This window comes from Clostridium swellfunianum, assembly GCF_023656515.1.
Lineage (GTDB): Bacteria > Bacillota > Clostridia > Clostridiales > Clostridiaceae > Clostridium_AT > Clostridium_AT swellfunianum.
This window is the reverse complement of record NZ_JAMOFV010000006.1, coordinates 600,164-626,928: the sequence shown is the minus strand read 5'-3', so window position 1 is coordinate 626,928 and position 26,765 is coordinate 600,164. Positions and strand designations below refer to the sequence as shown.

18 protein-coding genes are annotated in these 26,765 nt (G+C 34.6%); 5 read left to right on the top strand and 13 right to left on the bottom strand.

Features of this window, described 5'->3' with window-relative positions; all coding sequences use genetic code 11:
- The first annotated feature begins 199 nt into the window (after positions 1–199).
- The 5 genes from NBE98_RS02970 to NBE98_RS02950 all read left to right on the top strand — a co-directional run bounded on the left by NBE98_RS02970 (position 200) and on the right by NBE98_RS02950 (position 5,931).
- Positions 200–1,852 (top strand): peptide ABC transporter substrate-binding protein, encoded by a 1,653-nt coding sequence (locus NBE98_RS02970; protein ID WP_250812423.1) that lies wholly within the window; start codon positions 200–202, stop codon positions 1,850–1,852.
- Positions 1,853–1,931: 79 nt separating this feature from the next.
- Positions 1,932–2,873 (top strand): ABC transporter permease, encoded by a 942-nt coding sequence (locus NBE98_RS02965; RefSeq protein ID WP_250812422.1) that lies wholly within the window; start codon positions 1,932–1,934, stop codon positions 2,871–2,873.
- Positions 2,866–3,927 (top strand): oligopeptide ABC transporter permease, encoded by a 1,062-nt coding sequence (gene opp3C / locus NBE98_RS02960; RefSeq protein WP_250812421.1) that lies wholly within the window; start codon positions 2,866–2,868, stop codon positions 3,925–3,927. Before NBE98_RS02965 ends, opp3C begins: the two co-directional genes overlap by 8 nt.
- An 11-nt stretch (positions 3,928–3,938) precedes the next feature.
- Complete coding sequence (locus NBE98_RS02955; protein WP_250812419.1) at positions 3,939–5,018, top strand: ABC transporter ATP-binding protein; 1,080 nt, start codon at positions 3,939–3,941, stop codon at positions 5,016–5,018.
- Positions 5,008–5,931 carry an ABC transporter ATP-binding protein gene (locus NBE98_RS02950; RefSeq protein WP_250812415.1) on the top strand — a complete coding sequence of 308 codons (924 nt, stop codon included), beginning with the start codon at positions 5,008–5,010 and terminating at the stop codon, positions 5,929–5,931. Before NBE98_RS02955 ends, NBE98_RS02950 begins: the two co-directional genes overlap by 11 nt.
- Positions 5,932–6,532: 601 nt before the next feature.
- On the opposite strand, the gene NBE98_RS02945 is transcribed toward NBE98_RS02950, so the two are convergent.
- The 13 genes from NBE98_RS02945 to NBE98_RS02885 all read right to left on the bottom strand — a co-directional run bounded on the left by NBE98_RS02945 (position 6,533) and on the right by NBE98_RS02885 (position 26,679).
- Complete coding sequence (locus NBE98_RS02945) at positions 6,533–9,658, bottom strand: alpha-mannosidase (RefSeq protein ID WP_250812413.1); 3,126 nt, start codon at positions 9,656–9,658, stop codon at positions 6,533–6,535.
- A gap of 21 nt (positions 9,659–9,679) precedes the next feature.
- The gene (locus tag NBE98_RS02940) at positions 9,680–10,798 is read right to left on the bottom strand and encodes a GntR family transcriptional regulator (RefSeq protein ID WP_250812411.1); all 1,119 of its coding nucleotides are present in this window, start codon (positions 10,796–10,798) and stop codon (positions 9,680–9,682) included.
- 174 nt (positions 10,799–10,972) lie between these two features.
- Positions 10,973–12,442 (bottom strand): ABC transporter substrate-binding protein, encoded by a 1,470-nt coding sequence (locus NBE98_RS02935; protein WP_250812408.1) that lies wholly within the window; start codon positions 12,440–12,442, stop codon positions 10,973–10,975.
- Between the two features lie 226 nt (positions 12,443–12,668).
- Positions 12,669–13,655, bottom strand: coding sequence for a glycoside hydrolase family 130 protein (locus NBE98_RS02930; protein ID WP_250812406.1), 987 nt, complete (start codon positions 13,653–13,655; stop codon positions 12,669–12,671).
- 45 nt (positions 13,656–13,700) lie between these two features.
- On the bottom strand, positions 13,701–14,639 hold the full coding sequence (locus NBE98_RS02925; protein WP_250812405.1) for a carbohydrate ABC transporter permease: 939 nt from the start codon (positions 14,637–14,639) through the stop codon (positions 13,701–13,703).
- A gap of 16 nt (positions 14,640–14,655) precedes the next feature.
- On the bottom strand, positions 14,656–15,585 hold the full coding sequence (locus NBE98_RS02920) for an ABC transporter permease (RefSeq protein WP_250812403.1): 930 nt from the start codon (positions 15,583–15,585) through the stop codon (positions 14,656–14,658).
- Between the two features lie 95 nt (positions 15,586–15,680).
- Positions 15,681–17,240 (bottom strand): response regulator transcription factor, encoded by a 1,560-nt coding sequence (locus tag NBE98_RS02915; protein ID WP_250812402.1) that lies wholly within the window; start codon positions 17,238–17,240, stop codon positions 15,681–15,683.
- On the bottom strand, positions 17,233–19,020 hold the full coding sequence (locus tag NBE98_RS02910) for a sensor histidine kinase (protein WP_250812401.1): 1,788 nt from the start codon (positions 19,018–19,020) through the stop codon (positions 17,233–17,235). The genes NBE98_RS02915 and NBE98_RS02910 overlap by 8 nt, the downstream gene beginning before the upstream one ends.
- A gap of 155 nt (positions 19,021–19,175) precedes the next feature.
- Positions 19,176–20,609 carry a spore germination protein gene (locus NBE98_RS02905; RefSeq protein ID WP_250812400.1) on the bottom strand — a complete coding sequence of 478 codons (1,434 nt, stop codon included), beginning with the start codon at positions 20,607–20,609 and terminating at the stop codon, positions 19,176–19,178.
- A 13-nt stretch (positions 20,610–20,622) separates the two neighbouring features.
- Positions 20,623–21,765: a Ger(x)C family spore germination protein gene (locus NBE98_RS02900; protein WP_250812397.1), complete on the bottom strand. Its 1,143-nt coding sequence runs from the start codon at positions 21,763–21,765 to the stop codon at positions 20,623–20,625.
- Positions 21,749–22,840, bottom strand: coding sequence for a GerAB/ArcD/ProY family transporter (locus NBE98_RS02895; RefSeq protein ID WP_250812395.1), 1,092 nt, complete (start codon positions 22,838–22,840; stop codon positions 21,749–21,751). The genes NBE98_RS02900 and NBE98_RS02895 overlap by 17 nt, the downstream gene beginning before the upstream one ends.
- Positions 22,841–22,951: 111 nt before the next feature.
- Positions 22,952–24,370, bottom strand: coding sequence for an alpha-L-fucosidase (locus tag NBE98_RS02890; protein ID WP_250812393.1), 1,419 nt, complete (start codon positions 24,368–24,370; stop codon positions 22,952–22,954).
- A gap of 74 nt (positions 24,371–24,444) precedes the next feature.
- Positions 24,445–26,679, bottom strand: a complete 2,235-nt coding sequence (locus tag NBE98_RS02885) for a glycoside hydrolase family 2 TIM barrel-domain containing protein (protein WP_250812390.1) — start codon at positions 26,677–26,679, stop codon at positions 24,445–24,447.
- Between the last annotated feature and the right edge of the window lie 86 nt (positions 26,680–26,765).

Sequence of the window (26,765 nt, the reverse complement as noted above, 5' to 3'; positions counted from 1 at the left end):
AAACGTATTGATGTAGGCTGAATTAGAAAGGATTAAAGCTCAAAAAGCTTGCAATCGTTATCATTTACACAAACATGAATTTTGTGTAAATTGAATATTGACAAGTAGTAAAATTGCAATTATTATTATATATAACAGTTCGGTGAAGTGTTAAAGCTTCACTGTAATGTACTATGTTTGATTGATAGGAGGGGGCAAAATGAAAAGTGTTAAAAGGATGATGGCTGTAGCTTTAGCGATGTCAATGACATTAGGGCTTGCAGCTTGCGGAGGGGGCAAAACCGCAAGTACTAATACTACAGCAAACACTGCAAAAGCTACAGGCAAAACTTTGAAGGTGCAGCTTGATGTTGAGGTGGCGTCAATGGACCCGCAGATTGCAACTGATGGTGCTTCTTTTGAGGTTATGGCAGCAATTACAGAAGGTTTATATTCTGTTGATAAAAACGGTTCTCCAATTAAAGCAATGGCTAAGGAGGTTGTAAAAAGTTCAGATGGACTTACCTATACCTTTACTTTAAAGGATGCAAAGTGGTCAAATGGGGCAGCAGTAACTGCCAAGGATTTTGTATTTGCCTGGAGGCGTTTGGTGGATCCAAAGACAGCCAGTGAGTATGCTTTTATAGCTGGTGTTGCAGGAATTAAAAATGCTGATGATATTGCAGCAGGCAAGAAGAAGATAGAGGAGCTAGGAGTAACAGCTAAGGACGATAAGACCTTAGTAGTACAACTGTCTCAGCCAGTTACTTTCTTTGAATCTTTAATGGCTTTCCCGTCTTTCCTGCCTGTTAATGAAGAATTTTATAAACAAGCTGGAGATAAATTTGCTAGTACAGCAGCTACTATATTGAGCAACGGTCCCTTCAAGATTAAGTCCTATGAGCCGGCCGCTACTTCTATAGTGCTTGAGAAAAATGCAGACTATTGGGATGCTTCAGCTGTAAAGCTTGAGGGAATACAATACCAGGTTATAAAGGAAGCTCAGCAGGCTATACTTTCTTACAAGAATGGTGATTTGGATGTGGCAAACCTTTCTGGAGAACAGGTAGAGCAGTTTAAAGGTGATAAGGAGTTTAATACAGTGCCTGCAGGATATCTGTGGTATATATCGCCAAACACAAAGGTTTCTGGACTTGAAAATATTAATCTGCGTAAGGCATTAGCTTTAGCTTATGACAAGAAGGCAGTAGTTAACAACATATTAAAGGATGGTTCTACTGAGGCCAATTTTGCAGTACCAGCTCTTCTTGCAACAGGACCTGATGGAAAGGACTTCCGTGCTACAGCAGGCACTTATTTTACTGCAGATAAGGCTAAGGCTTTAGAATACTACAACAAGGCAAAACAGGAGCTTGGAAAATCTTCCTTCAGCTATACTCTTCTTGTAGAGGATACTGAATCTGCGCAAAACGTAGCTCAATTCATACAGTCTGAAATACAAACAACACTTCCAGGGGTTACTATAAAGCTTGAAGTTATGCCTAAGAAGAACAGACTTGAGAGGATGAGGGAAGGCAAGTACGAGTTAGGCTTAACAAGATGGGGCCCAGACTATGCTGACCCAATGACTTACCTAGATATGTGGATTACAGGTTCTTCAAACAACAATGGAAAGTGGTCCAATGCACAGTATGATGCAATAATAAAATCTGCTAAGACTGGGGAGCTTTCCTTAGATGCCAAGAAGAGATGGCAGGAGCTGCAGAAGGCAGAAGGCATTGTTATGGAGGAGGCTGCAATACTTCCGGTTTATCAAAAGGGTAATGCGGTTATGATTAAAAACAATGTTTCTGGCATAGAGTTCCACTCAGTTGGCATAGGAAGAGTATTTAAAAATACAGTTAAGAATTAAGTTTTATTTGACTATTGCATTACAGTGGTTAGCTTATTAGCCACTGTAATTTTTTAAAGACAGGAAGGGGGAAGGGTTAGTGAGAAAGTATTTGCTTAAAAGAATAGGGATTTCTGTGGCTACTTTGCTTGCAATTTTATTAATATTATTTTTAATGCTTGAGTTTATGCCAGGATCTCCTTTTAATGATGAAAAACTCACAGCTGATCAGATTGCGCTATTAAATGCAAAATATGGCTTGGATAAATCGGTTTTTATAAGATTTTTTAATTATGTAAAGAACATGCTTACAGGTGACTTTGGGGTTTCTTATACAATTTCAAAGAACACTCCAATTTCTACGCTGCTTCAAACAAGGCTGCCTGTTTCTACAAGAATAGGAGGTCAGGCAGTGCTGCTTGGAACTTTGGTAGGACTCATTTTGGGAATAACTGCTGCTTTAAAGCACAATACAGTTTGGGATACCATAACCACAATAATTTCTGTTTTAGGTGTAAGCTTGCCTTCCTATGTTTTTGCGCTGGCTTTATCTTATTCCTTAGGCTACAAGCTACAGGCACTGCCTCTGCTTTATTCACTGGATAATCCCTTTGAATCCTCTGTACTGCCTACTATAGCTCTGGCTATGTTTACTGTAGCTACCATAGCTCGTTTTACAAGAACGGAAATGCTGGAGGTGCTTGGCACAGATTATATGCTTTTAGCAGAGAGCAAAGGAATAAGCGGCATAAGGCTTATAGTAAGACATCAGCTTAGAAATGCTTTAATACCGGTTATAACTGTACTGGCTCCACTTGTTGTAGGGCTTATGACAGGTAGTCTTGTAATAGAAAAGATTTTCTCAATTCCCGGTATAGGAAGCCTTTTAGTAACTGCAATACAATCAAATGACTACAATGTTATAGTTGCAATTGCTTTTATTTATAGCGCTATGTATATTGCTATCATGCTTGTAGTTGATGTGTTGTATGGAGTTATTGATCCTAGAATAAGACTTGCAAAGGAGGTTAGCCATGAGTAAGGTAGCTTATAACAATATTGAATTCTTAGAAAAGGATTTTGAACTGGTTGGTGAAGAGAATTTATCACTGCTTGATAAGGTTTATGCAAGCCAATCCTATTGGAAGGATGTGTTTAACCGTTTTAAAAAGAACAAAGGGGCAATATTTGGCCTTGTGTGTATAGTTCTCATAACCCTTATGGCTGTTATTGGGGTAGGATTAAATGGGCATACTTATGCTTCACAAACAATAACCCATCAGAATCTTGCTCCAAGAATTCCAGCAGTTGAGAAGCTTGGGATTTTTGATGGCAGTGAAAGCCTAAGCACCTCAACAGGCACTGTGAAAATAAATAAATATGTAGCGTCAGATGGTAAAAAGACAGGACTTGAGAACGTGTATTACTGGTTTGGAACAGATGTTTTAGGCAGAGATATTTTTACAAGAACTTGGATGGGAACTAGAATTTCTCTTTATATAGCTTTAATTGCTGTTGTTATCGACATGCTCTTTGGCTTAAGCTATGGTCTTATTTCGGGCTATTTTGGAGGAGCTGTAGATAATGCCATGCAGCGTTTTGTTGAAATACTAAACGGAATACCTAACTTGGTTATAGTTACACTACTAATTTTGGTATTAAAGCCTGGGCTATTAACTATTACCTTTTCCCTTATGATAACCGGTTGGATAGGTATGAGCCGTATTGCAAGAGCTCAGATGCTTAAGCTTAAGGAACAGGAATTTGTTCTTGCCTCAAGAACCTTAGGAGCAAGAGATTTCTTTATTATTTTTAAGGAGATTCTGCCTAATATACTAGGAGCTATCATAACAAATACCATGTTTTCCATACCAAACGCCATATTTACTGAAGCTTTTCTGGCTTTTATAGGCTTAGGTGTACCAGCGCCGATGGCATCTTTAGGTTCTCTAATAAGCGATGCCTTTAAGTCCTTTACAACTCATCCCTATATGATAATGCCGCCAGTATTTGTGCTTGCAATACTAATGCTTAGCTTCAATCTTTTGGCGGATGGCCTGAGGGATGCTTTCGATCCTAAACTGAAGGAAATGTAGGAGGTTTTAATATGGAAAAAGAAAAAGTGTTATCAATTAGAGATTTGTCTATATCCTTTAAAACTTCTTCGGGAAGCGTTAATGCAATAAGAGGGGTGAAGCTTGATTTATACAAGGGTGAAACCTTGGCTATTGTAGGAGAGAGCGGAAGCGGAAAGTCTGTTACTATGAAGGCTGCCATGGGAATACTAAGCAGTAATGGACAGGTAAACTCAGGCTCAATCAACTTTACTTATAATAGAAATAATGAAAAAGTACAGGTTGATATTTTAAAGCTTTCAAAGAAGGAGCTTAGGCAGAGAATAAACGGAAAACGTATGGCTATGATTTTTCAAGACCCTATGACTTCTTTAAATCCTACTATGACTATTGGAGCACAGATAGTTGAGGGGATGATCTGGCACTATAAAACTCCTAAGCAGGAAGCCTATAAAAAAGCTATTGAGCTTTTGGAGCTTGTTGGAATTGTAGATGCGAAGAAGCGTATTAAGAATTACCCTCATCAGCTTTCAGGTGGCATGAGACAGAGGGTTGTTATAGCAATTGCTCTAGCTTGTAACCCTGAGGTGCTAATTTGCGATGAGCCTACAACTGCCTTGGATGTTACTATACAGGCAAAAATACTTGAGCTTATTAAGGATATTCAAAGGAAAATGAATATTTCTGTTATATACATTACCCATGACCTTGGGGTTGTTGCAAAGGTTGCGGACTATGTGGCGGTTATGTATGCAGGAAAGATTGTTGAAAAGGGAACGGTAGAGGAAGTGTTTTATGAGCCTAAACATCCATATACTTGGGGACTTCTATCTGCTATGCCTGATTTGGAAACAAAGGACGATAAGCTGTACACCATACCAGGAACACCTCCTAACCTTGCATGTCAGGTAGTAGGAGATCCCTTTGCTCCAAGAAACCTTTATGCTTTAAATATTGACAACCGACTTGAACCTCCAATGTTTAAGATATCAGACACCCATTACGCTGCCACTTGGCTTTTGCATGAGAAAGCTCCAAAGGTGGAGATGCCTGATGCCCTTAGAAACAGAGTAGACAGAATGCTTAAGGAGGCGAGAGAGTATGCAAAATAAGAAACCTCTGCTTGAAGTAAAGAACCTAAAACAGCATTTTAAAATAAACAGAAAGCATACTGTTAAGGCTGTTAATGGAGTTTCCTTTGAAATATTTCCCGGAGAAACCTATGGGCTTGTGGGTGAGTCTGGTAGCGGGAAGTCAACTATTGGGCGTTCAATTATAAGGCTTTATGACCCAACAGAAGGCAAACTAAGCTTTGATGGAGTGAATATATCAGGAAAGCTTTCTGATAAGGAAAGAAAACATCTTAGAATTAATATGCAGATGATTTTTCAGGACCCAATGGCTTGTTTAAACCCTAGAAAAAAGGTGCTTGATATTATAGCTCAGGGTTTGGATATTCACAAGCTTTATAAAAGCAAGGAGGAACGTGAGGAAATGGTATATAAAATCTTGGAGAAGGTAGGGCTTTCAAAGGAGCATGCCACAAGATTTCCACATCAGTTTTCCGGAGGACAGAGACAGCGTATAGGAATAGCAAGAGCTCTTATAATGAATCCAAAGCTTATAATAGCTGACGAGGCTATAAGTGCTCTGGATGTATCTATACAGTCTCAGGTTGTAAACTTAATGAAGGATATACAAGCGGAAACTGGTTCTGCGCTGCTTTTTATTGCTCATGATTTATCCATGGTAAAGTATATATCTGACAGAATCGGGGTTTTGCATCTTGGTTATCTTCTTGAAACAGGAACTACTGAAGAAATATTTCGAAATCCAATTCATCCCTATACAAAATCGCTGCTTTCGGCAATACCTCATCCTAATCCAATTGTGGAGAAGAAAAGAGTTTCTGAAAGCTATGACTATGGAACCAGCGGCATAGACTATGCTGAAGGCACAAGCAGGCATGTAGAAGGCACTCACTATGTGCTTGCCACAGAAGAAGAATTTAATAAATGGATGTAAAAAGCAAGGCGAACAGAGTATAAACTGTTCACCTTGCTTTTTAATTTTTGGTTATGGTTAAGAACAGTGTTGATTTTTGAATAGGAACTTCCTCTAGGGAACCGTTCGCTGTGCAAGAGAGTCTAAGCTTTCCTTTGTTTAAAAGTCCTAAGCCGACTAAACTCGCTTCGCTTTAAACAGTAGCCGGCTCTTAACGGACCTTTAAAGCCGGAAAGCTAAGACTTTCTAGGCTTCGCTCAATGATTTCTACGAGGAAGTTCCTATTCCATATCAACACTATTCTTAAACAGAACCTAAAATAAAAGAGCTGTCTAAAAATATGGTTTAGCATAAAATTACCGCTGAAATATATAAAATATGCTTAATGAGCTGACCGCTATGCAAGAAGGTCTAAACTCAGAAAAGCCACAAACCAAGTGTTTTCGTAAAACTCGTACCTCGAACAAACGAACAACACTAAGGTTTGTGGCTTTTCTTTCGCTAAGACCTTCTAGGCTTCGCTAAATGCTCATACAGCATTTTTTATATATTTCAGCTACTTTTATGCTAACATATTTTCTGACAGCTTCTTTATTTTTCACTTAAGTTTTTACTTAAGTTTTTATTTTAATTTTAACTTAAAAGTTTTAATTTCAAAGGGTTTAATTTCAAAGCTGAAATTGTTTTTATCAAAAGCTACAGGCTCTAGATCTCTCTCCATAAGGTTACATTCTACAACACTTTCAAGTTCATTTGATAAGGTTAAATTAACCCTGCTTCTGTTGTTGTGACATTCATATAATCTTAGGATTAAGTCCTCGCTGTCTTCAGCTTTCTTTATAACTTCTATTATTACATTATCTTTGTCAGCCTTAACTAAAGATAATTCTCTTGGAAGTTTACCTTCATGCTTATCTTCAACTGCAGTGTATAAAGGCACATTTAAGCCATATGCACTTTGAACAGTTTTAGCTTCCTTCCAATCTCCACTATGTGGGTATAGTGAATATGTGAAGTAATGTTCTTCTTGGTCTGTAGTTGGATTTGGCTCTATACCACTCTTTATAAGTGTAAGTCTCATTAAGCCGTCCTTTATGTCATGTCCATACTTGCTGTCATTTAATAAGCTTACTCCAAATTCTCCTTCAGACAGGTCAGCCCACTTTTGTCCTGCAACTTCAAATCTAGCTACATCCCAGGAAGTATTGTGGTGAGTTGGTCTTTCTACACTTCCATATTGAATTTCATAAGTAGCCTTGCTAGTGTTAACATCAATCGGGAAAGCTGCCTTTAAAAGCACTTGGTGTTCTTTCCAGTCAACATAGTTGTTGAAATCAATTCTTGGAATATCATTGTAAACATAGATTTTTTGAACTATTGTAGAATCTGAGAATTTTCTCTCAACCTTTAGTGTAGCTCTTACAGGACCAGCCTCAACTACTTCTACCTTTTGTATATCATCAACTTCCCACATTTTTTCTTGGTAGTAGATGTCTATATCCCAGTTATCAAAGTTCATTGGCTTATCTTCAAAGGCTTGAAGAGCATTACCTACTTGACCTTCCTTTAAAACTTCTCTCATATTCTTCTTATCAAACAAGGATTTTATTTGTGCTTTTTCATCAAATAGGATTTTATAGAACTTGTTCTCTGCTCCATCCTTGCTTAACTTTAACGCTGTTTCCTGATTAGCTGTACCTTCAGCTATTTTGTAGGTTTTATAACCTGATGCAGGTACCGCTTCTGCAAAGAATATAGCTTGATTTCCTTCTATTCTTTGGCAAACTATTTCTTTGCCTGCTTCGTCTATTAAAGCTGGATTTTCAAATCCCTCTGGCACTGTAAAGCTTGCTATATCATTTCTTTCAAAGGATAATGTATTAAATACAACCACAGATTTTTCATTTAAATTTATATTGGAAACTATAGTCTTCAATGCACTGTTAAGCACTTCGCTGCCGTTATTAATTATTTCCTTATATTCTTCTTTTGTAACTTCATATACTTCCTTTATTGATGAACCAGGAAGAATATCATGAAACTGGTTTAGAAGTATATTTTCCCAGCCTTTGTTTAGCTTTTCTTGTGGATAAGCCTTGCCAAGAAGCATTGCAAGTGAGCTCATTTTTTCTGCAGAAGCATATAAATTCTCACTTATTCTGTTATCTCTCTTGTTTCTTGCCATTGATGTATAGGTACCTCTATGATATTCAAGGTATAATTCTCCAACCCATTTAGGAAGTCTTCTGTTCTTTCTTACTTTAGTTTCTAGCTTCTTAAAGTACTCCTTTGAAGTTGCCATTTTAACTTTTGGACATCCTGGTATACCCTTGTTTAATCTTCTACCTACCTCAAGCATTTCATAAGTAGCTCCACCGCCACCATCTCCAAAGCCGTAGGATACAAGCACATCGTTATTTATATCCTTTTGCTGATATCTGTCCCATGCTCCAATAATAGCACCTGGGTGTATTTGACCATTGTAGGTTGTAAAGTGTGAATTTGGATCTTGATATGGATCCTTTGTAGTTATAAAGTGTGTTAACACTTCTGTTCCATCTATTCCTTGCCACATAAATGTATCATATGGCATCTTGTTAAATTGATTCCAAGCAATCTTGGTAGTCATAAAATAATTTACATCTGATTTCTTTAATATTTGTGGAAGAGCTGCACTGTAGCCGAATACGTCTGGAAGCCATAGTATTTCACTTTCAACTCCGAATTCCTGCTTGAAAAATCTCTTTCCAAATAGAATTTGACGTACTAAGGATTCTCCTGAGGTTACGTTACAATCAGCTTCAAGCCACATGGCTCCTTCAGTTTCCCATACCCCTTCTTTAACCTTTTCTTTTATCTTTTCATATACATGAGGATGGTCTTCCTTTAGGAACTTATAAAGCTGTGGCTGGCTAGACATAAACACATATTCAGGATATTCTTCCATAAGCTTTAATACTGTTGAAAAGCTTCTAGCTACCTTTTCTCTAGTCTGTGCTACAGTCCAATGCCAAGCAACGTCTATATGAGTATGCCCAACACAGGTTGCAATAGTATCTTCATGCCCACATAGCTTTTCATAGAACTCAACTCTTAAATACTCGTTGGCTTTTGCAACACTTTCATTAAATTCCTTTGAAAATGGCTTTCTTAAATCTAATATATTTACAGCTTCATTTAGTACAGTAAGCATATCAATTCTGCGCTTATCTTCTTTAGCAAGCTTTTCGCATACCCAAGCAGGTACTTGAAGATTATAGAATAACTCTCTTAGGGACTTATCTATAACAACTAATTCACCAAACAGCTTAGCTTTTCTATCAACTAATCCACTGTAGGCATGTAAATCTATTTCATAGGTTTTTCCTGCTTCTGCATTGTCTGATATAATAACTTCTCTGTGATTTATATCAATACCTTGTATGTGCTCTCCATTTATATAAAGTATAAATTGAGGATTAATAGCATCCCAACCTTCATCAAAGGTTTTAAAGCTTAAAGCAGCTACCTTGCCTGCAAAATCTTCAGGTATAGTAACACTTGTCTTAAACCAGCAGTGATAGTCTCTTCCTCCCCATTCATCGCCTTTATGGAATTCCTTCCATTCACCAGAAGCATTCTTCATTGCTTCCAAGCCAATATAGTTGCCTTCAAGCATCTTATAATCATTAATTTGAAGTCTGTTTGTGTAAACATAGTTTTTTAATTCCCAGCATATTTTTTGAACTCTTTCCAAAGCATAAAACATAATTTTTCTCCTTTTAATAAATTATCTAGCAGCCTTGCTAGTAGAATTTCTTTCAATAAGTTTAATTGGGGTAATTTCTTTAATCTGTTTACGATTTTTTCCCTCTATAGCATCAACAACAATTACTGCTGCTTTTCTTCCAATTTCATAAAAATCCTGTTCTATAGTGGTTAACTGTATATTCATTTGACTTAATATTGGTATATTATCAAATCCAATTAATGATATATCATTAGGCATTTCTACCTGTATTGCTTCCAAAGCTTTTATAATGTCAAGAGCAATGTAGTCATTTTCAGCTATTACAGCAGTTACCTCTTTGTCTATTAATTTTTCAAGCAGGCTTGGGGTATAATCAATGTTTACCTCCCCTGCAGTTTCTGTGGCTATGCCATCTAAAAACTCTGTTAGTATAAAATCACTGGTAATCTTAAGGCCGTTATCCTTTAATGCCTTACAATATCCAAGAAATCTTTCTCTTACGGAAGATACCTTTTCTATATTTATACTAGACATAAAGGCTATGTTTCTGTGTCCAAGGTCAATAAGGTGTTTGCAGGATTCATATCCTCCAGCAAAGTTATCTGATACAGAATAGCTTAAGGGTAAGGAATCAAAGTATTTGTCTATTAGAACAATTGGATACTCATTCATATAAAGAGCACTTAGTATATCAAAGTTATTTATTCTATTGGTTGGATAATATATTATACCGCTTACCCCCATACCTGACATACTTATTAAAAAATCTCTCTCTTTAGCCTCATAGCCATCAGTACAGTTAATAGACAACAAATATCCTTTAGAGTAAAGATAATCCGCAGCGCCTCTTATATAGTCTATAAATCTTCCAGTGGAATTTTCATAAGGAATGATCATAGAAATAATTTTCTGCTGAATATTATTTTCTTTTTCCAAAGTCTTGCTTAGGAAGCTTCCATGACCTTTTTTTCTATATATCAAGCCTTTATTTTTCAGTTCCTCCAGAGCTCTCTTAGCAGTAATTCTGCTTACATTAAATTTTTCCATAAGCTCTAATTCTGTAGGAAGTCTATCGCCAACCTGTATTTCCTTATTCTCTATCATGCCTATCAAATAATCTACTATTTGGCTGTAAAGAGATTTTTTGTCCTCAGTCATATATTCCTCCACTTGTAAATGATATATCATTTAAGTCATTATTGTTTACGTATATTATATCTTATACATTTTAGGTTAGCAATATACCTGTTAAAATAAAATCCCTTTTGCAAATAAATTTATTAAAATTACATCTACAAAAGGGATTTTTAAATTCAATATTAAAAGCTATCCTTATTTATTTCCTGATGCCTTCCATGCATCTATTTGCTTTTGCATTTCAGCTAAAACTTTTTCTAGGCCTGAAGCTTTAAGCTTAGAATTCATTTTATCTAAGTATTCAGTTGGCTCTACAGTTCCGCTATATAATGATGCTGAGAATTCGTCTATAACATTTTTCATTGCAGCTATTTCAGTATTTACTGAAGTAGTGTCAAACTTAAATCCAAGTATTGGTGACTTCTTTGAGGCTTCATTAAATTTCTTGAATTCATCCCACTTATTTGCTGGGTCACCCTCTAAAGTATAAGTTATGAATAAGTTACCTAGAGCAAAGTAAGGTACTGAGTAATTCTTTTGTCCTGGTAATATTTTAATTTGATTATCAGCAATTTTCTCGTAATGAGTTCCTTCTAAACCGTAGTTAACAAGGTTTCTTAGCTTTGGATCTGTATTTAAAAGATTTAAAAACTGCATAGCCTTGTCTGGATGCTTTGAAGTTACTGATATAGCCTGCATTGCTCCTGTAGTTGATCCATTTGTTATATAAGTATCCATAATAGGAGTAGAAACTACTGGGTAGCCTAAATCCTTTGACCATAATGCATCAGCAAATGGCTGTCCATCAGCTTTAGTTACAAATCTCTTAACTGCTTTGTCATCTTTAGCAGTAGCAGCATCCTTATTGATATATCCTGCTTTGTAATATTTGTTCATTGTTGCTAATTCTTTTTTAAGTACGTCTGTTTCAAAAGTATTTACTGCCTTTAATCCACTATCATCTAAAGCTACTCCAACTGGTTCAACAGTCTTATCAAAATAGTTTGGAACTGAGTAGTCTTTTGTAATATAGAATGGAACTACATCTGGTTCTTTTTCTTTTATTATCTTAAGATATGGCTCTAAGTCTTCTAATTTCTTTATCTTTGTAACATCTATCTTATATTTATCAACATATTCCTTAGTGAAAACCCACATTGGAGCTACACCAAGTTCTTTATTGGTAGGTACAGCATAAATTTTTCCGTCAATCTTTGCGCCTTCCCAGAAGTTTTTATCTACTGCATTGTAGGTTTCCTTTCCATACTTATCTAAAAGATTATTCTTTTCATCATTTAGTGCAAGAAAGGCTCCTTTTCTGGAATTTGTTAAGTAATCATTAGCCCATGAGCAAGTAAATGCTATATCATACTCTTCTCCTGAATTAACTACAACTTGCATTTTCTGAGTATAATCACCCCAGTCAATTTGCTTAATGTTAATAGTAGCACCAATTTTTTCTTTAGTATACTTGTTTATCTCTTCTTGAACCTTTGGTGTATCAGCTTGAGGTGCTCCTATGGTATACCAAGTAAGCTCAACTGGTTTATCCTTTGAATTATTAGTTGTTTCTGAACCCTTTTCTTTTCCACAGCCAGTTAGTACAACAGATGATGCTACTAAAACTCCCATGGTTAATGCCATTAGTTTTTTAAATCTTAACATGTACTTCCCTCCATCTAACTTTTTATTGCTCATCGTTTACAGTTTTATTATAGATTTGGGCAAATATTTTTTATAGTGTATTAATTATACATTTACTGTGAAAATTTCATATGTATATTTTCACCTTTTTATTATAATAAACTCTAATATTTATATCCATAAATCATTTTCATCAGCTAAAAAGTGTCCTATTAAACCTTAATCTAATAGGACACTTTTATTAGGACTATAATTTTGAATTGTTTTTAATATATTCTATAAGCTCATCAACTTGAGTAAAGGCAATGCCTGTTACGGTATCTGCAGCCCCATAGTATATAGCTATTCTTCCTGTTTCACTGTCAGCTAAAGCTGCACAAGGAAACACTACGTTTGGTACGTCTCCAACACACTCATATAGTGTTTGAGGGGACATTAAATATGGCTCAGTTCTATATAAAACCTTCCAAGGCTGCTCCAAATCCAATAGTGCAGCTCCAAAATGATATACGTATCCATTACAGGAGGTTAAAACACCGTGATAGAATACAAGCCATCCTTCAGTAGTTTCTATAGGCGTTGGTCCAGCACCTATTTTAGTGCTCTGCCACCAGCCTCTTGGTGCCATAACATGACGATGCTTACCCCAGAAAACTAAATCAGGACTCTCGCTATAAAATATATCTCCAAAAGAGGTATGTCCGGTATCACTAGGTCTGCTCAGCATTGCATAATTGCCGTTTATCTTTCTTGGGAACATAACTCCATTTCTGTTATAAGGCAAAAATGCATTTTCAAGCTGATGAAATTCTTTAAAATCATGAGTATAGGCTACCCCTATAGTTGGTCCGTGATATCCATTGCACCAGGTAACATAGTATCTATCTTCTATAAAGCAAACTCTAGGATCGTAGGCATATTCAAACTGCCCTATTTCCTTATCTTCACATTGGAATTTTATTGGATTAACATCTATATTCCACTTTAATCCGTCTTCACTAAAGCCAGAATGAATTCTCATTTCACGTCTTTTATCATCACATCTAAATACTCCAGCAAACTTGCCTTCATAAGGCACTACAGCGCTGTTAAATATGCTGTTAGAAAAAGGAAGCAAATTTCTTGGAATAATTGGATTATTAGAATAACGCCAAACGGCATCATTACATCCCTCTGGTCTTTCTTCCCATGGAATATTAGGAAGTGCTGGTCCTATAATAGTTTTTTTCTTCATTTTTCTTCTCCTAACCTTATTAAAATCAACTTTTAAAACTCCGTACTATTCTTTAACAGCTCCTATTGTTAACCCATTTACAAAATACTTCTGGAAAAATGGATATGCAAAAATTATAGGTGCTGTAGCTAGAACAACCATAGCCATCTTTGCAGTTTCCTTTGGAAGATTTGCAGCTGCTGCAACCTGCGTAGCTCCGAGCTTAGTAGCATTTTGTGTCAAAAATTCTATACTGTTTTCTATTCTCATAAGCATGTATTGCAGAGGCACTAAAGTAGGTTTGTCTATAAATAACATTGCATTAAACCAATCATTCCAATAACCTAAGGTCAAAAACAAAGCTATAGTAGCCATGCCTGGCAAGGATACCGGCAAAACTATTTGAAAGAAAATTCTTAGCTCGCTGGCTCCATCTATTTTGCCTGACTCTATTACTGCATCCGGTACCGAAGTTTTAAAGAAGGTCCTAAGCACAATTATGTACCAGGAGCTTACACACATAGGAAGTACTAATGCCCAAATACTGTTCTTAAGCTGTAAAACTCTAGTAACCACTAGATAAAAGGATACCATACCGCCTCCAAACAGCATTGGTAAAAAGGACAGCATTGTAAAGAACTTTTTATATGCAAAGCTGCTTCTTGATATTGCATAAGCATAAGTTGATATCAACAGCAATCCTATAATTGTACCAAGTACTGTTACTAAAATAGTAACTCCATAGGATTTAACCAGCTGGCTGGTAGAACCAATTACATACTTGTATGCCTCAAGGCTAGTTTCTTTTGGAAAAAAGCTATATCCGTTTTTTCTCAAAGCTTCTTCGCTTGTAAATGATATGATTACTACGAAGATAAACGGTAAGACACTAAACAAACCAAGGACGGACAGAAAAATATTTGCTGCTATATTTGACTTCTTAGATATGGATCCAAATCTGTTGTTTTCATTAAAATCTACACTATCTTTTTTCTTAAATAACATACTTTTCCCCCCTCACCTAAAACAAAGAATTTTCACTATCAATTTTCTTAACTATATAGTTAGAAAGCAAAATCAATATAAGTCCCACAAAGGATTGATAAAGCGCTGCAGCTGAACTCATACCCATTTCACCTAGTGACATTAACCCTCTATATACATAGGTATCAATTACATTTGTTACAGGATAAAGAGGTCCTGAATTTCTAGGAAGCTGATAGAATAATCCAAAATCCGCATTAAAGATTTTACCTATAGATAATATAAATAATATAGTTATAACTGGTTTTAATAATGGCAGAGTTATGCATTTAATTTGTTGCCATTTCGTTGCACCATCTATCATTGCCGCTTCGTAGTATGTTTTGTCTATGCCAGTTACAGAAGCAAGGTAAACTACTGTTCCATAACCTATACCTTTCCATTGACTCATAAGTATAAGTATATAAGGCCAGTATTTTGGTTCACTATACCAGGAAATTGGCTTGCCTCCAAATTTAATAATTAAGCTGTTGATGTATCCCTTATCCACACTTAAGAAAGCGAATAAGCAATAACTAACTACAACCCAAGATAAAAAATATGGCAAAAACATAGCACTTTGATATATCTTAGCCATTCTTTTATTTAAAAGCTCATTAAGCATAATAGCCAAGCATACCGGAATAACTATTCCAAGCACTATGAATACCAAATTATACAAAATAGTGTTCCTTGTTATTATCCATGCATCGCTAGTTTTAAAAAGAAACTCGAAATTTTTAAAGCCTACCCATTTGCTATCAATAAGACTTTTTATAAAACCTTTTCCTGTTATCCTTAGATTTTTAAAAGCTATCACTACTCCAAACATAGGCAGATAGCTGAAAATTAAAAACCATATGGCAGCTGGTGCTGCAAGCAAAAGCAGTTCTCTATTAGCCTTAAAGGTTTTGATAAATTTACGCATTGCTCATCCTCCCCTAGTAAACGTTATCCACAGATAAACTATACCATGTCAGAAAAGCCTCATAAAGCTGACTAAATTCAGATTTAATGTAAAAATTACAGTTTATAATTTTTTGAGCTTCTCATAGTGTTAGGCGAAATGCCAAAGTAATCCCTAAACTTTCTATAAAAGTAGCTGGTATCTATATAGCCTACCTTTACAGCTATTTCATTAACCTTTAAGTTTGTATTTAATAAAAGCTCTTTTGCTTTTTCATTTCTAATTTTATTTAAGTAGTCTGAAAAAGACTCACCAATTTCTTTATTGAATACTTGACCTAAATAGGATGGGTTTATGTTATATTTTTGCGCCAGGGTCTTTAGAGAAAGTTCTTCACCATAATGCTTATCTATATGGGAAATAACCTGCTGAACTATTGGACTTATACTGCTCTGTTCCTCATTCACCAAATTTATAAACTCTCGGCTCTTTAATAAAACTACTTCCTTAATTTCTTCTGTAGTCTTAAAGCTAAGTACCTCAGTAATTAGACTTTTTACATTTTCTTTCTTATCCCATCCTGGCAATTTCAGTTCATCGCTTAACTGAGTTATCAAAAATATCATTTTTATTGCTATATCATAAATTCCTTCTGGAGTTATCCTTGCCTGAGTGGTAAGATTATCAAAAATTTTACCTATATACGTCTCAACGCTTTCTAAATCCTTGCTCAAAAATACTTTATTGAACTCTTTGGCATCAAGCTGTGAGTCTTCTATAAAGCCTTCCATGCTGCTAAACATATCATAAGTAATAATTTTGTTGTATCCATATATCAATAAATAATCTTGTATTTTACTTGCTGTCTGGTAGCTCTTATGTGCATTCTCATGTCCGTTTTCAATGCTGCCTAAAGTAATGAAATAAAATATGCTATATTTTTCCTCTAAAATTGTTTCAACACTTTCAATCATATCTTGAAAATCTTTATTTATAGTCTCATAGTCATTGCTGCCATAAATTATAACTATATTGTTGTCTAAATCTCTAAAAACTGAGCAATCTAACATTTTTTCAGCTAAGTCTTTTATAGCCAGGTAAATTTCATAAGTCTTATGATTATCGCACTTTTTAAGGTTGATAATACCTGCCATATAAAAGCTGAGTCCAAGTTTTATGTCTAAAACAAACTCTCTCTCCTTCAATTCGTAGGAGCTGATATTGTTAGTTACCCACCTATATAAAATATTTTCCTTTAATATTTCAATCTTTTTTTTTTCTAAAACAGGTAATTTTGAACTTAACTTTAATTTTTCAATGGTATTTTTTAGAGTAGCTTCTAGCTCTTCTTCATTAATAGGCTTTAGTATATAGTTTTCTATGCCTAATCTAATTGCTTCCTTTGCATAATTAAATTCATCATATCCACTAAGAATTATAAATCTTGTCCTATCGCTTATTGCTTTTATTTCTTTTATTAGCATTAACCCATTCATTTTAGGCATGCTTATGTCTGTAATTACAATATCAGGATTAACCTCAGTAAACTCCTTTAAAGCTTCTTCTCCATTAAGAGAAGTATTAACTATTTCAAGTCCAAGAGTTTCCCAGTCAATAAGTTCTTTTAAGCCATCTAAAATTAGTATTTCATCGTCTACAAGCATTACTTTATACATTTACTGCAACCTCCTTTACTGGAATCCTTATGCTGATAGTAGTTCCCTGAGGGCTCCTGCTTTTTATTGTTAATCCATAGTTTTCTCCATAGGTTAACTTTATTCTTTCATGAACATTAATAAGCCCAATGGAATCACTATGTTCAAGCTTTTGCATTTTCTCATTAAGCTCTTCAGCTTTCTCAGGATCAATACCTTTCCCATTGTCTTCAATATTTATAATTATATCCTTATCATCTTTTTCTCCAGTAATTAAAATATAATTATCATCTTTATCTGTGTCAATTCCATGAACTATAAAGTTTTCTATTAGAGGCTGAAGAGTAAGCTTAATTATTTCTTTTGACTTAAGCTCTTCCTGAAAATCTATGCAATAATCAAATTTTCCTGCATATCTAAATTTAAATAGCTCTAAGTACAACTTGCAGTGCTCCAGTTCCTCACTTATAGCTATAAAAGTTTTTCCCTTTACCATATTTCTATAAAGTACGGATAAATTATAAAGCATCTTAGCAGTATCTCTGTCCTTATTACTTACAGCTTTCATCCTTATAGCTTCTAATGTGTTGTACAAAAAATGAGGATTTATTTGGCTTTGAAGCGCCAGCATTTCTGCATCCTTTTGCTTTATTTCTGAAAGATAAACTCTATTGATATATCCATCCAGCTTCTCGCACATCTTGTTGAAGCTATCAGATATCAAAGCAAATTCATCATCTTCATTTCCGGTGTTTATTTTTACCTTTAGATTACCCTTTTGAACCTCTTTCATTGCCTGTATTATGTTGTACACTCTATTAGACAGTTTCTCTATTTTGAAAAACACAATCAGCTCTGCGAGAATAATTAATATAAATGCCAGAATGTAGCTTGTAGTAATTATAAATGAGTTATTTTTAAGTGCATTATCTACTGGCAAAATTCCTAGTACACTAATACCTGTAGTGCTGGAAGCAAAATCTACATAACTATATTTATCAAGATAAACAGGCTTGTCTGATACTTCTAACATATTTATATAAGGATAAATCTTGCCCGTATATTTGCTTGAAGAATCATATAAAACCTCTCCATCTTTATTCACTGCAACAATATAGTTCTCCGCTTCTTCGTATTTTGAAATTATATCTTTTAATGAATTTAATCTGTATTTTATTATAACAAGACCTATGGAATCCAACTTATTCGGATCTTTTATTTTATTTAATGTGTAGTAGTATGAATCCTGACTGCCAGATTTGTCGTATGACTTTAACAAGCTAATAAAATCTTGTGTCATCTTTTCCTCACTTGCGTAAGGATGCATACTTTTACTTACACCATATTCATAGGATATAGTTCCTAAGGAATCAAAAATAGCAAATTTATCGCTTTTAGTACTATAAAAAACAATATTTTCAATATTTTTGTTTAAATTAAAGCTGCTTTTTAAAAAGGAATTTACTCCCCCATAGATATAACCTTCATAGTTATAGTAATTATCTAATCGCCGTTTTATATATGTTTCGTAGTCATAGTTTAAAAAATTTATTATATCCCATAGTTCAGCATTATTGCTGTAGAGCCTATCCACAATATTTTTTGTAGCATCATTTTGATTTTTAAAATATTGGTTAACATCATCCACCATCTTTTCATTCAGATAAAGCTGATTTCTTATTAAAGTTTTTCTTATGCTCTGAGTAACAAAAACAGATAGGGTTAGCATAGCAGTTATAATGACTGCTGAATATATGATAAATACTCTTCTGAATACCTTATTTCTAAAAAATTTCAACATAATCTCCTGCCTTAGTACATTTTTAGATAAACTTATACATTATTATATCATAATTTAATTTTGCTGCACCCAAGTACTAAATTAAATAAAACAACCAGGTAAGAAACTAGAGTAAAGCTCTTATTTCTACCTGGTTATCAAATATATTTTCATAGTTATTCCTGTCTTTTCTTATCCTTTGTATTTAATAAGTCCGGTCTCTCTTTTGTTGTAACTATATTTGAAGAAATATAATTTTTCAAATCCTTAATTTTGAAGGGAGCCACTGGTGAAGTGAATGGCATTCCAAAGTTTTCTACAGACGTAATTTTTATTAATATTATGCTTAATCCCATAATAAATCCGAATAAGCCCAATGTTGAAGAAAGAAAAATCAACAGGAACTTTAACAATCGCATTGTATTCATAACTGTGTAGTCCGCTACTGCATAGGAGGCCATGGCAGAAAGCGATATAATTATTACCATAAGGGGACTAACTAGTCCAGAACTAACCGCTGCCTGACCAATAACAATCGTTCCAACTATGCTTATTGAGGAACCTATTTGCTTTGGAAGTCTTACATTTGCCTCCCTTAAAAGTTCTATTACTAATTCCATTAATATAGCTTCTGTAGCCGCATTTACAGGTACTTCTACTCTTGAAGTTGCAATAGTTAGAATATATAGCGACGGAAGTATTTCAGGATGGAAACCAACAACAATAATATATAAGGAAGATAGAGTTAGCGTTATCATTAGTGATGAAAATCTAATAAACTTAATAAACCTTCCTAAATAAACATTGTCATAATGATCATCTCCTGCATCTAAAAAAGCTATAAAATTTTTAGGTGCAATCAGGGCTAAATTACTGCCCTCCACTAAAATACATACTCTTCCCTCTAAAATATTTGCGCAGGCTGAATCAGATCTTTCACTTATACCAATTTGTGAAAACAAATTGCTGCTGCTACTTAAGAGATATTTTTGTATATGTCCTGATTCTAAGATGCCATCAACCTTTATAGCCTCTAATTTGTCCTTAATCTCTGCAACCAGCTTTGGATTAGCAACATCCTGAAGATAAACCAATACAACAGAGGTTTTTGTTCGCACTCCAACAGTGCAATAGTCTGTTTTTAAAGAAGAATCTTTTATTCTATAACGTATTAAAGACAGATTTGAGGTTAAATTTTCATTGAATGCATCTCTTGGAGCTCTAATGGAGCCCTCAACCTCAGGTCCTTCAATCCCTCGTTTCTCAACCTTAAATGTATTAGTCACCAAATATTTATTGCTGCTACAGACAAGAATAAGAGATTTTCCAGCTGTAAGATAATCTGTCATTTTATTTATATCTGCTTCCGCAAAAACATCATCTATATAAATAATTGAATTCATGATTAAGTCAGCTGTAAGAATCTGATTTTCATTATACTGCAGTAATGGCTTTATAATATTTTCCGACAGAGTATTCTTGTCTGTCAGCTCTGGAATATACATTATATAAATACTCTTGCCTTTTACAACTAGTTTTCTTACAGATAGCCCTGCAATATTATTTTTAAGGTCATTTATATTCCTTATTTCATGTATTTCCTCTGACATAAGAATCCTTCCTTCAGCTTCTTCTTTTTTTCTCTAAATCAAATACTGATGTGGTCTTAATTGTAGCTTTCACATTAACATTAACTGTAGCTCTTAAATATTCTTCTTCCCATTTTATATTTTTGTATTTCTGAGGATTATCTGCCTTAAAATACCGAGCAAAACCAAATACATCACATTTGAATTCCTCCTGAGAACGCTTTACTGCGGAAATTATATCTTCTTTTACCCTATTTGAAATTATTTCTTCAAGCTTACTTATATCATCTTTAGTTATTAAATCATTATTAGAATATTCATATTCTATCTTTGAATTCAGCTTTAAATCTATATCAATATTGATATTGCCATCTTTATAACTAGTTTTTATCTTTCTTTTACTAAAATTATTTATAATAGAAACTAAATTATCTCCATTACGAGGATGAGGAAAAGTATCGGAGTAGTTAATCTTATTAGATAACACAAATAAAAATCCATTGCTATCTTTCTCATTGATTATTCCTACTAATTTATCGTCCTTCATGGCACTCATACCCAAATATTTAACGGTGTTTCCTTCACGCTTTATATATGGCAGCAAATAACCTATAGCTTCAACTGACATATCAGAATTTATTTCCTGTATAGTTTTATATAACGCAGCTCCCTTTTTATCTAAATATCTAATAGTATCTTCAATTCCGTATCCCACAGTTATCGCATTTTCAACCTTGCCCGAAAACACCTCCCGCGGTGGTTCTGAGCTTATAACTGTAAGAACAGATCTTCTAAACTTAGGAGAGGAGGCAATACGATTTATATAAGCTTCAATACCTTTCTTTTGGGCATATTCTTTGCTAAAAACAATAACCCTTAGTGCTCCTGAAAAATCCTCAGCAGAAACTTTAGCATTAAAATCTGCTCTTGCAGCTTCAAAGGTTTTTCCTAAAGCTATGTAGTTATAAAAATTAGAGGATTTGTCTCCTGATTTCTTATCAGACGAGTTAGGGGCTAGCTTAGCAATCTCACCACTAAATTCTATATTATCCCTTACATCATCTACTCCTATAGATAGTGTGATGCTAGTCTTATTCACATCATTATAGTCCCAGCAGCCTGATAAAAGGGCTGGTAAAATAAATATACATATTGCTTTTTTATATCCTCTTGTCATATTTTTTCACCTTCGTAATGGCTAGTAATATGCCTGGTATCACAATACAGATTACTATTCCTAGATAAGAATTGTATTTAAGAGCCAGTTCAATTTGTTCCTTTGATTTAGGAAGTTGTGAAAGTATAAATGCTAAGATAGCAGCAGCAACTGCAATATAATTAGTCTTAACTTTTGGCACTATCTTACTTGTAAAAGTCATTATGCCATACCCCCATAAGCTTACGGCACATATTATATTCATTGTCCAGAAAATCATATAAACCCCATCTAATCTTCTTAAAAACTCAAGGTAGTATATATCAACCCCTCTAACTACTGAAAACAGAGACTCTTTTAAAAATACAACATACTCAACTCCAACTACCGATGCAGTAGACTCAGCTACAAAAATATACATAATCCCAATAATCCCTATCATAAAAGTTGTATACCTAAATATTTTTTTGTTGCTGCCTTTACTAATTGGAAGAAAAAGCAGCACCTCCATTCCTAAAAAAGTAGGTATCATTTTAGGCAATCCCTTTAAATAAGATGTTAATTCCTCCTTGACAAACAGAGGCTGAATATTTATAAATTTGCCCTTTGTAACTAAAAGTGAGTTAATAAATATAAAGCCAATTAAATTTAAGAAACCATATATCTCACATATCCTTGCTATAACTTTAATTCCCTTGGTCATTGCATAGCATACTACTCCAAAAAATACTAAGCATATAACAGCAATAGGGGTCCTAAAAAGCAAATTCAGCTTAATAATTTCTCCATAGAATCTAATAATCATTGCAAAGTGAACTAAAAAATAAATCAACATTATGATTGTTAACAAATAAGTTATTGGTTTGCCAACAAGGTCTTTGCCATATTCGAATATAGTTTTACCCTCATAAACATACTGAAGATAAGTAATCATATATGTTATAAGCATAAAAATAACAGTTAAAATAATTAATGTTACCCACATGCCTGTGCCAGCAATCTCAGCAGCATTTTTAGGTATATTTATGATGCCGTAGCCAATAATAATACAGTATAGAATGAATGCTATTTGCCTATTCGTTAGGAAGTTGTTCATGAAAGTTCCTCCTAATAAGATATATCTGTATATAAGTTTTCCATTCTTAGTTTTGGATATACCGTTGGCATTTTTGCATAGAGCTTAACATTATAAAACAAGCCTCCATTTCTAGTCAGTGTAAATTCCTACATATCTAAGAGTCGGGCTGATACGTGAAGCTATTATATTAAGAGTTATCTTCTTTGTTTCTACCGCATGGAATTTACATATCTTTCTTGACCCTACTACAGTTCCCTTATATATCATTTTAGGACCTGAATCAGTTTCAGCTATAATATTGAAGGCTTCTATTCTCTGACTTAATGCTAGCTTTTCCATTAGTACTACATGCTTGACTAGTTCCTTTGCTTCAAATTCAAAAGTCAATGTAACCCTCTCCTGCCCATCACAAGCTTTATAAAAACTGCTATCTTCAGTCTTTACATTCTCCAAAGGAAAGTCATTATGCTGTGAAGACGCTGTAATTCTTGACTTTGAAGTAATACAATCAGAAAAAGCTTTCTTTATGTATTCGCCTATATCTTTTAATCTTAAAACATCATTTTCATGAATCAAGCCCCTTTTATCCGGAGGTATATTTAAAAGCAGCGATGCATTTCCACCTACAGAGTTATAATATATATTCATGAGATGCTCAAGAGATTTTACTTTATCGTCCTCATCTTCATGATAAAACCATCCTGGTCTTATAGATGTGTCTACCTCAGCAGGATACCAAATCAAGCTTTTTTCATCCTTTAGTGCATATCTGCTGCCCAAATCCTCATCCTGAAATGAATATTTTTTCTCTCTAAATTCAGCATCATCCTCCTTTTGCGAATTCTCTGCTACGTAATCCGGTAAGGACAACTTTTCTGCAACAACATTCCACTCTGATGCTCTGCAATGACCTGCTTCATTACCGCACCACCTTACATCTGGTCCCGAAATAGCAATGACAGCCTCTGGTTGAAGCTCTCTTATAACGCTATAATAACGCTGCCAATCATAGCTTTGTCGTTTTCCATTTGGGCCTTCACCGCAGGCACCATCAAACCATACACTAAAAATTTCTCCATACCCTGTTAGAAGCTCTGTAAGCTGGCTAACAAAATACTCATTATATTTGGGAGAATCTCCATATCTCTCATCATGCATATCCCAAGGAGAAAGATAAAATCCAAATTTGAGCCCATACTTTTTACAAGACTCAGCCATTTCCTTAACGATATCGCCTTTACCTTGCTTATAAGGACTATTTTTCACGCTGTGCTCTGTGTATTTACTTGGCCATAGGCAAAAGCCGTCATGATGTTTGCAGGTTAGTATAGCTGCCTTTATACCTGCTGCTTTAAGACTACTAATCCATTGATCCGTATCTAGTTCCGTTGGATTAAACATAGCTGGATTTTCTTTTCCATTTCCCCATTCTGAATTATAAAAAGTGTTCATGCCAAAATGAATAAAAGAGTAAAATTCTAATTCATGCCACTTAAGTTGTCTTGCTGAAGGTACTACTTTTATTAATCTTTCTTCTAACTTATCCATAATATCCTTCCTTATTTTCATAAATAAAATGTAGGCATTAGCTTCATTTACTGTATAGTTATTTCAAATACTAGCTATAGAACTTCTACTATAATTTCCTCTGCCTCAAACCTGCTGCTTCTCGCCTTTAGTTTTATGCTTCCTTTTTCTCCAGTAGTTCTTACCCATACAGCAATGCAGCCTCCAATAAATGCTGTAAGCTTAGGACCTATTATTTCTCCTGGCCCGGATATTTCAAATTCAATGCTTTCGTTAATATAGGGTACTAAATTTCCGGCTTGATCAACAATCTTATAAGTTATTCTTGTGGAATCCATATCTCCGGAATGTAATGTTAGGTCATCGGCAGCAGCAGTAATGGCTTTTGGCACTGGATTTCTTGAGAATATTTTGCTTACTGCTTCCTTACCATTTATATAGCCCTTGAACTCAGCATCTCCCCAGGAAACTCCCCAATCTCCAGGAATCTCATGAATAAACACCGGTGGATATTCTAATCCTGCAAAATTCTCCTTATCAGGATAATACTTTCCTAAAAGCTTACCTTCAACATAAAGCTCCACAGCCTCACAGTTTGTACAAACTACTTGAGGTACAATTAATCCCTCATTACGCTCACCACGACTCCATAGTGTTAATGGTTCCAGCACAAGCTCCTTCTCAGGGCTTACTTGACTCTTATACATAAAGGCTGCAAATTTTGGAATTCTAAACATATCCATAACACCGTGATAACAAATTCTGTCTCCTGAACCGAAATCAAAATGGGTGTTATAGTCAAAAGCACACCAGCCTATAGCTCCAGAAATATTTTTATCCAAAGCCATTCGGTTTTGAACCCTGAAATGCCTTAGCGCATGCTCTATTAAACGTTCCTCATTGTCAAATCTTTTTGTTGGATATATATGTCCACAATATTCTGTTACCAGATAAGGTACATTTTTATCTAATCCTGTTATAGCTTTTTGATTCCTTAAAACAATTTCTTTTCCTGTATGAATAAAGTCATTGTTAGTATAAACATCTTCTAAGAAATCGCTGTTAAGTATATATCTAACTCCGCCAGTTTGTCTTGTATTGTCCAATTCATGAGCAATAGCATTAGTTCTTGAATAAAAATCATGATCATCCTGAGACTCGTTAATACGCACTCCCCATAGGAATATAGAAGGATGATTCCAATCTCTTGTAATCATTTCTCTTACATTTTCGCAGGCTACAGCTTTCCACTCTTCATTTCCTATATGCTGCCAACCAGGTATTTCCTCAAATACAAGCAGTCCAATTTCATCGCATCTGTCAAGGAAGTGTTTCGATTGAGGATAATGTGAAGTTCTTACTGTATTGATGTTAAGTTCATATTTTAATATATCAGCATCTTTTCTTTGTGCTCTTTTAGGCATAGCATAGCCAACATATGGGTAGGATTGATGTCTGTTGAGTCCTCTGATTTTCAGCATCCTTCCATTAAGATAAAAGCCTTCTTCTGTAACCACTGCTTCCCTAAAACCTACTCTTACATTAAAGCTGTCCTTATAACCCTCGCAGCCTTCAATGGATATTTTAACTTCATAAAGGCTTGGACTATCAATATCCCAAAGCTTAATAGCTTTAAGTTTATCAAGCATAATTTCATATTTATTATTTAATCCATCTCTAAGCTCTAGTACTTCTTCCTTTTCTGCTATAACTTTATTGTCAGCACAAAGCGAAACTTTCAAATTAAAATCGCCCTTTAAGTTACCTTGGTTGTTTACATATACTTCTGCTAATACTTTTTTATCTTCCTTAAGAGCATCCAAGGTTTTAGCAAATACATTGTTTATATAGACTTTATCCACTATCCTTAAGCTTACTTCCCTGTATATGCCTCCAAAGGTAAGATAGTCTATAACATATCCAAAAGGCGGAATATCTGCTCTTTCAGTAGAATCTACCATTACAGTTATAACATTTTCCTCATCAAAGTTAACTTTTTCAGTAATTTCAACAGAAAATGGAGTATAGCCGCCTTTGTGTTCTCCAACATATTGTCCATTACAGAACACTTTTGCATAGGTCATGACACCTTCAAAATCTATAAATAAAAGCTTATCCTTGTTTTCGCTGCCTATTACAATTTTCTTTCTATAACAAGAGATAAATTGATAGGATCTCTCATCAAAATAGTTGTACGGAACTTCCTTGTTGGCATGCGGAAGATTTACTGCTGTAAAGCTAGAATCATCATAATATCTGTCAATATATTCTTCCTTAAAATTGTCTATGTATAGCCAATCTCTGTTTAATGAAATATTTTCTCTTGACATCGTTTACCCTCACCTCTTAGTAATTCTCTAATTGTATGAAATTTTAATGTAGTTTTCTTAAAACTTGGTTTTTAATCTGCTATTCG

Bases quoted from the DNA above. Each gene is read 5' to 3' on its own strand.
- NBE98_RS02970 (WP_250812423.1), top strand. From the start codon at position 200: ATGAAAAGTGTTAAAAGGATGATGGCTGTAGCTTTAGCGATGTCAATG.
- opp3C (WP_250812421.1), top strand. From the start codon at position 2,866: ATGAGTAAGGTAGCTTATAACAATATTGAATTCTTAGAAAAGGATTTT.
- NBE98_RS02955 (WP_250812419.1), top strand. From the start codon at position 3,939: ATGGAAAAAGAAAAAGTGTTATCAATTAGAGATTTGTCTATATCCTTT.
- NBE98_RS02950 (WP_250812415.1), top strand. From the start codon at position 5,008: ATGCAAAATAAGAAACCTCTGCTTGAAGTAAAGAACCTAAAACAGCAT.
- NBE98_RS02945 (WP_250812413.1), bottom strand. From the start codon at position 9,658: ATGTTTTATGCTTTGGAAAGAGTTCAAAAAATATGCTGGGAATTAAAA.
- NBE98_RS02940 (WP_250812411.1), bottom strand. From the start codon at position 10,798: ATGACTGAGGACAAAAAATCTCTTTACAGCCAAATAGTAGATTATTTG.
- NBE98_RS02935 (WP_250812408.1), bottom strand. From the start codon at position 12,442: ATGTTAAGATTTAAAAAACTAATGGCATTAACCATGGGAGTTTTAGTA.
- NBE98_RS02930 (WP_250812406.1), bottom strand. From the start codon at position 13,655: ATGAAGAAAAAAACTATTATAGGACCAGCACTTCCTAATATTCCATGG.
- NBE98_RS02925 (WP_250812405.1), bottom strand. From the start codon at position 14,639: ATGTTATTTAAGAAAAAAGATAGTGTAGATTTTAATGAAAACAACAGA.
- NBE98_RS02920 (WP_250812403.1), bottom strand. From the start codon at position 15,585: ATGCGTAAATTTATCAAAACCTTTAAGGCTAATAGAGAACTGCTTTTG.
- NBE98_RS02915 (WP_250812402.1), bottom strand. From the start codon at position 17,240: ATGTATAAAGTAATGCTTGTAGACGATGAAATACTAATTTTAGATGGC.
- NBE98_RS02910 (WP_250812401.1), bottom strand. From the start codon at position 19,020: ATGTTGAAATTTTTTAGAAATAAGGTATTCAGAAGAGTATTTATCATA.
- NBE98_RS02905 (WP_250812400.1), bottom strand. From the start codon at position 20,609: ATGTCAGAGGAAATACATGAAATAAGGAATATAAATGACCTTAAAAAT.
- NBE98_RS02900 (WP_250812397.1), bottom strand. From the start codon at position 21,765: ATGACAAGAGGATATAAAAAAGCAATATGTATATTTATTTTACCAGCC.
- NBE98_RS02895 (WP_250812395.1), bottom strand. From the start codon at position 22,840: ATGAACAACTTCCTAACGAATAGGCAAATAGCATTCATTCTATACTGT.
- NBE98_RS02890 (WP_250812393.1), bottom strand. From the start codon at position 24,370: ATGGATAAGTTAGAAGAAAGATTAATAAAAGTAGTACCTTCAGCAAGA.
- NBE98_RS02885 (WP_250812390.1), bottom strand. From the start codon at position 26,679: ATGTCAAGAGAAAATATTTCATTAAACAGAGATTGGCTATACATAGAC.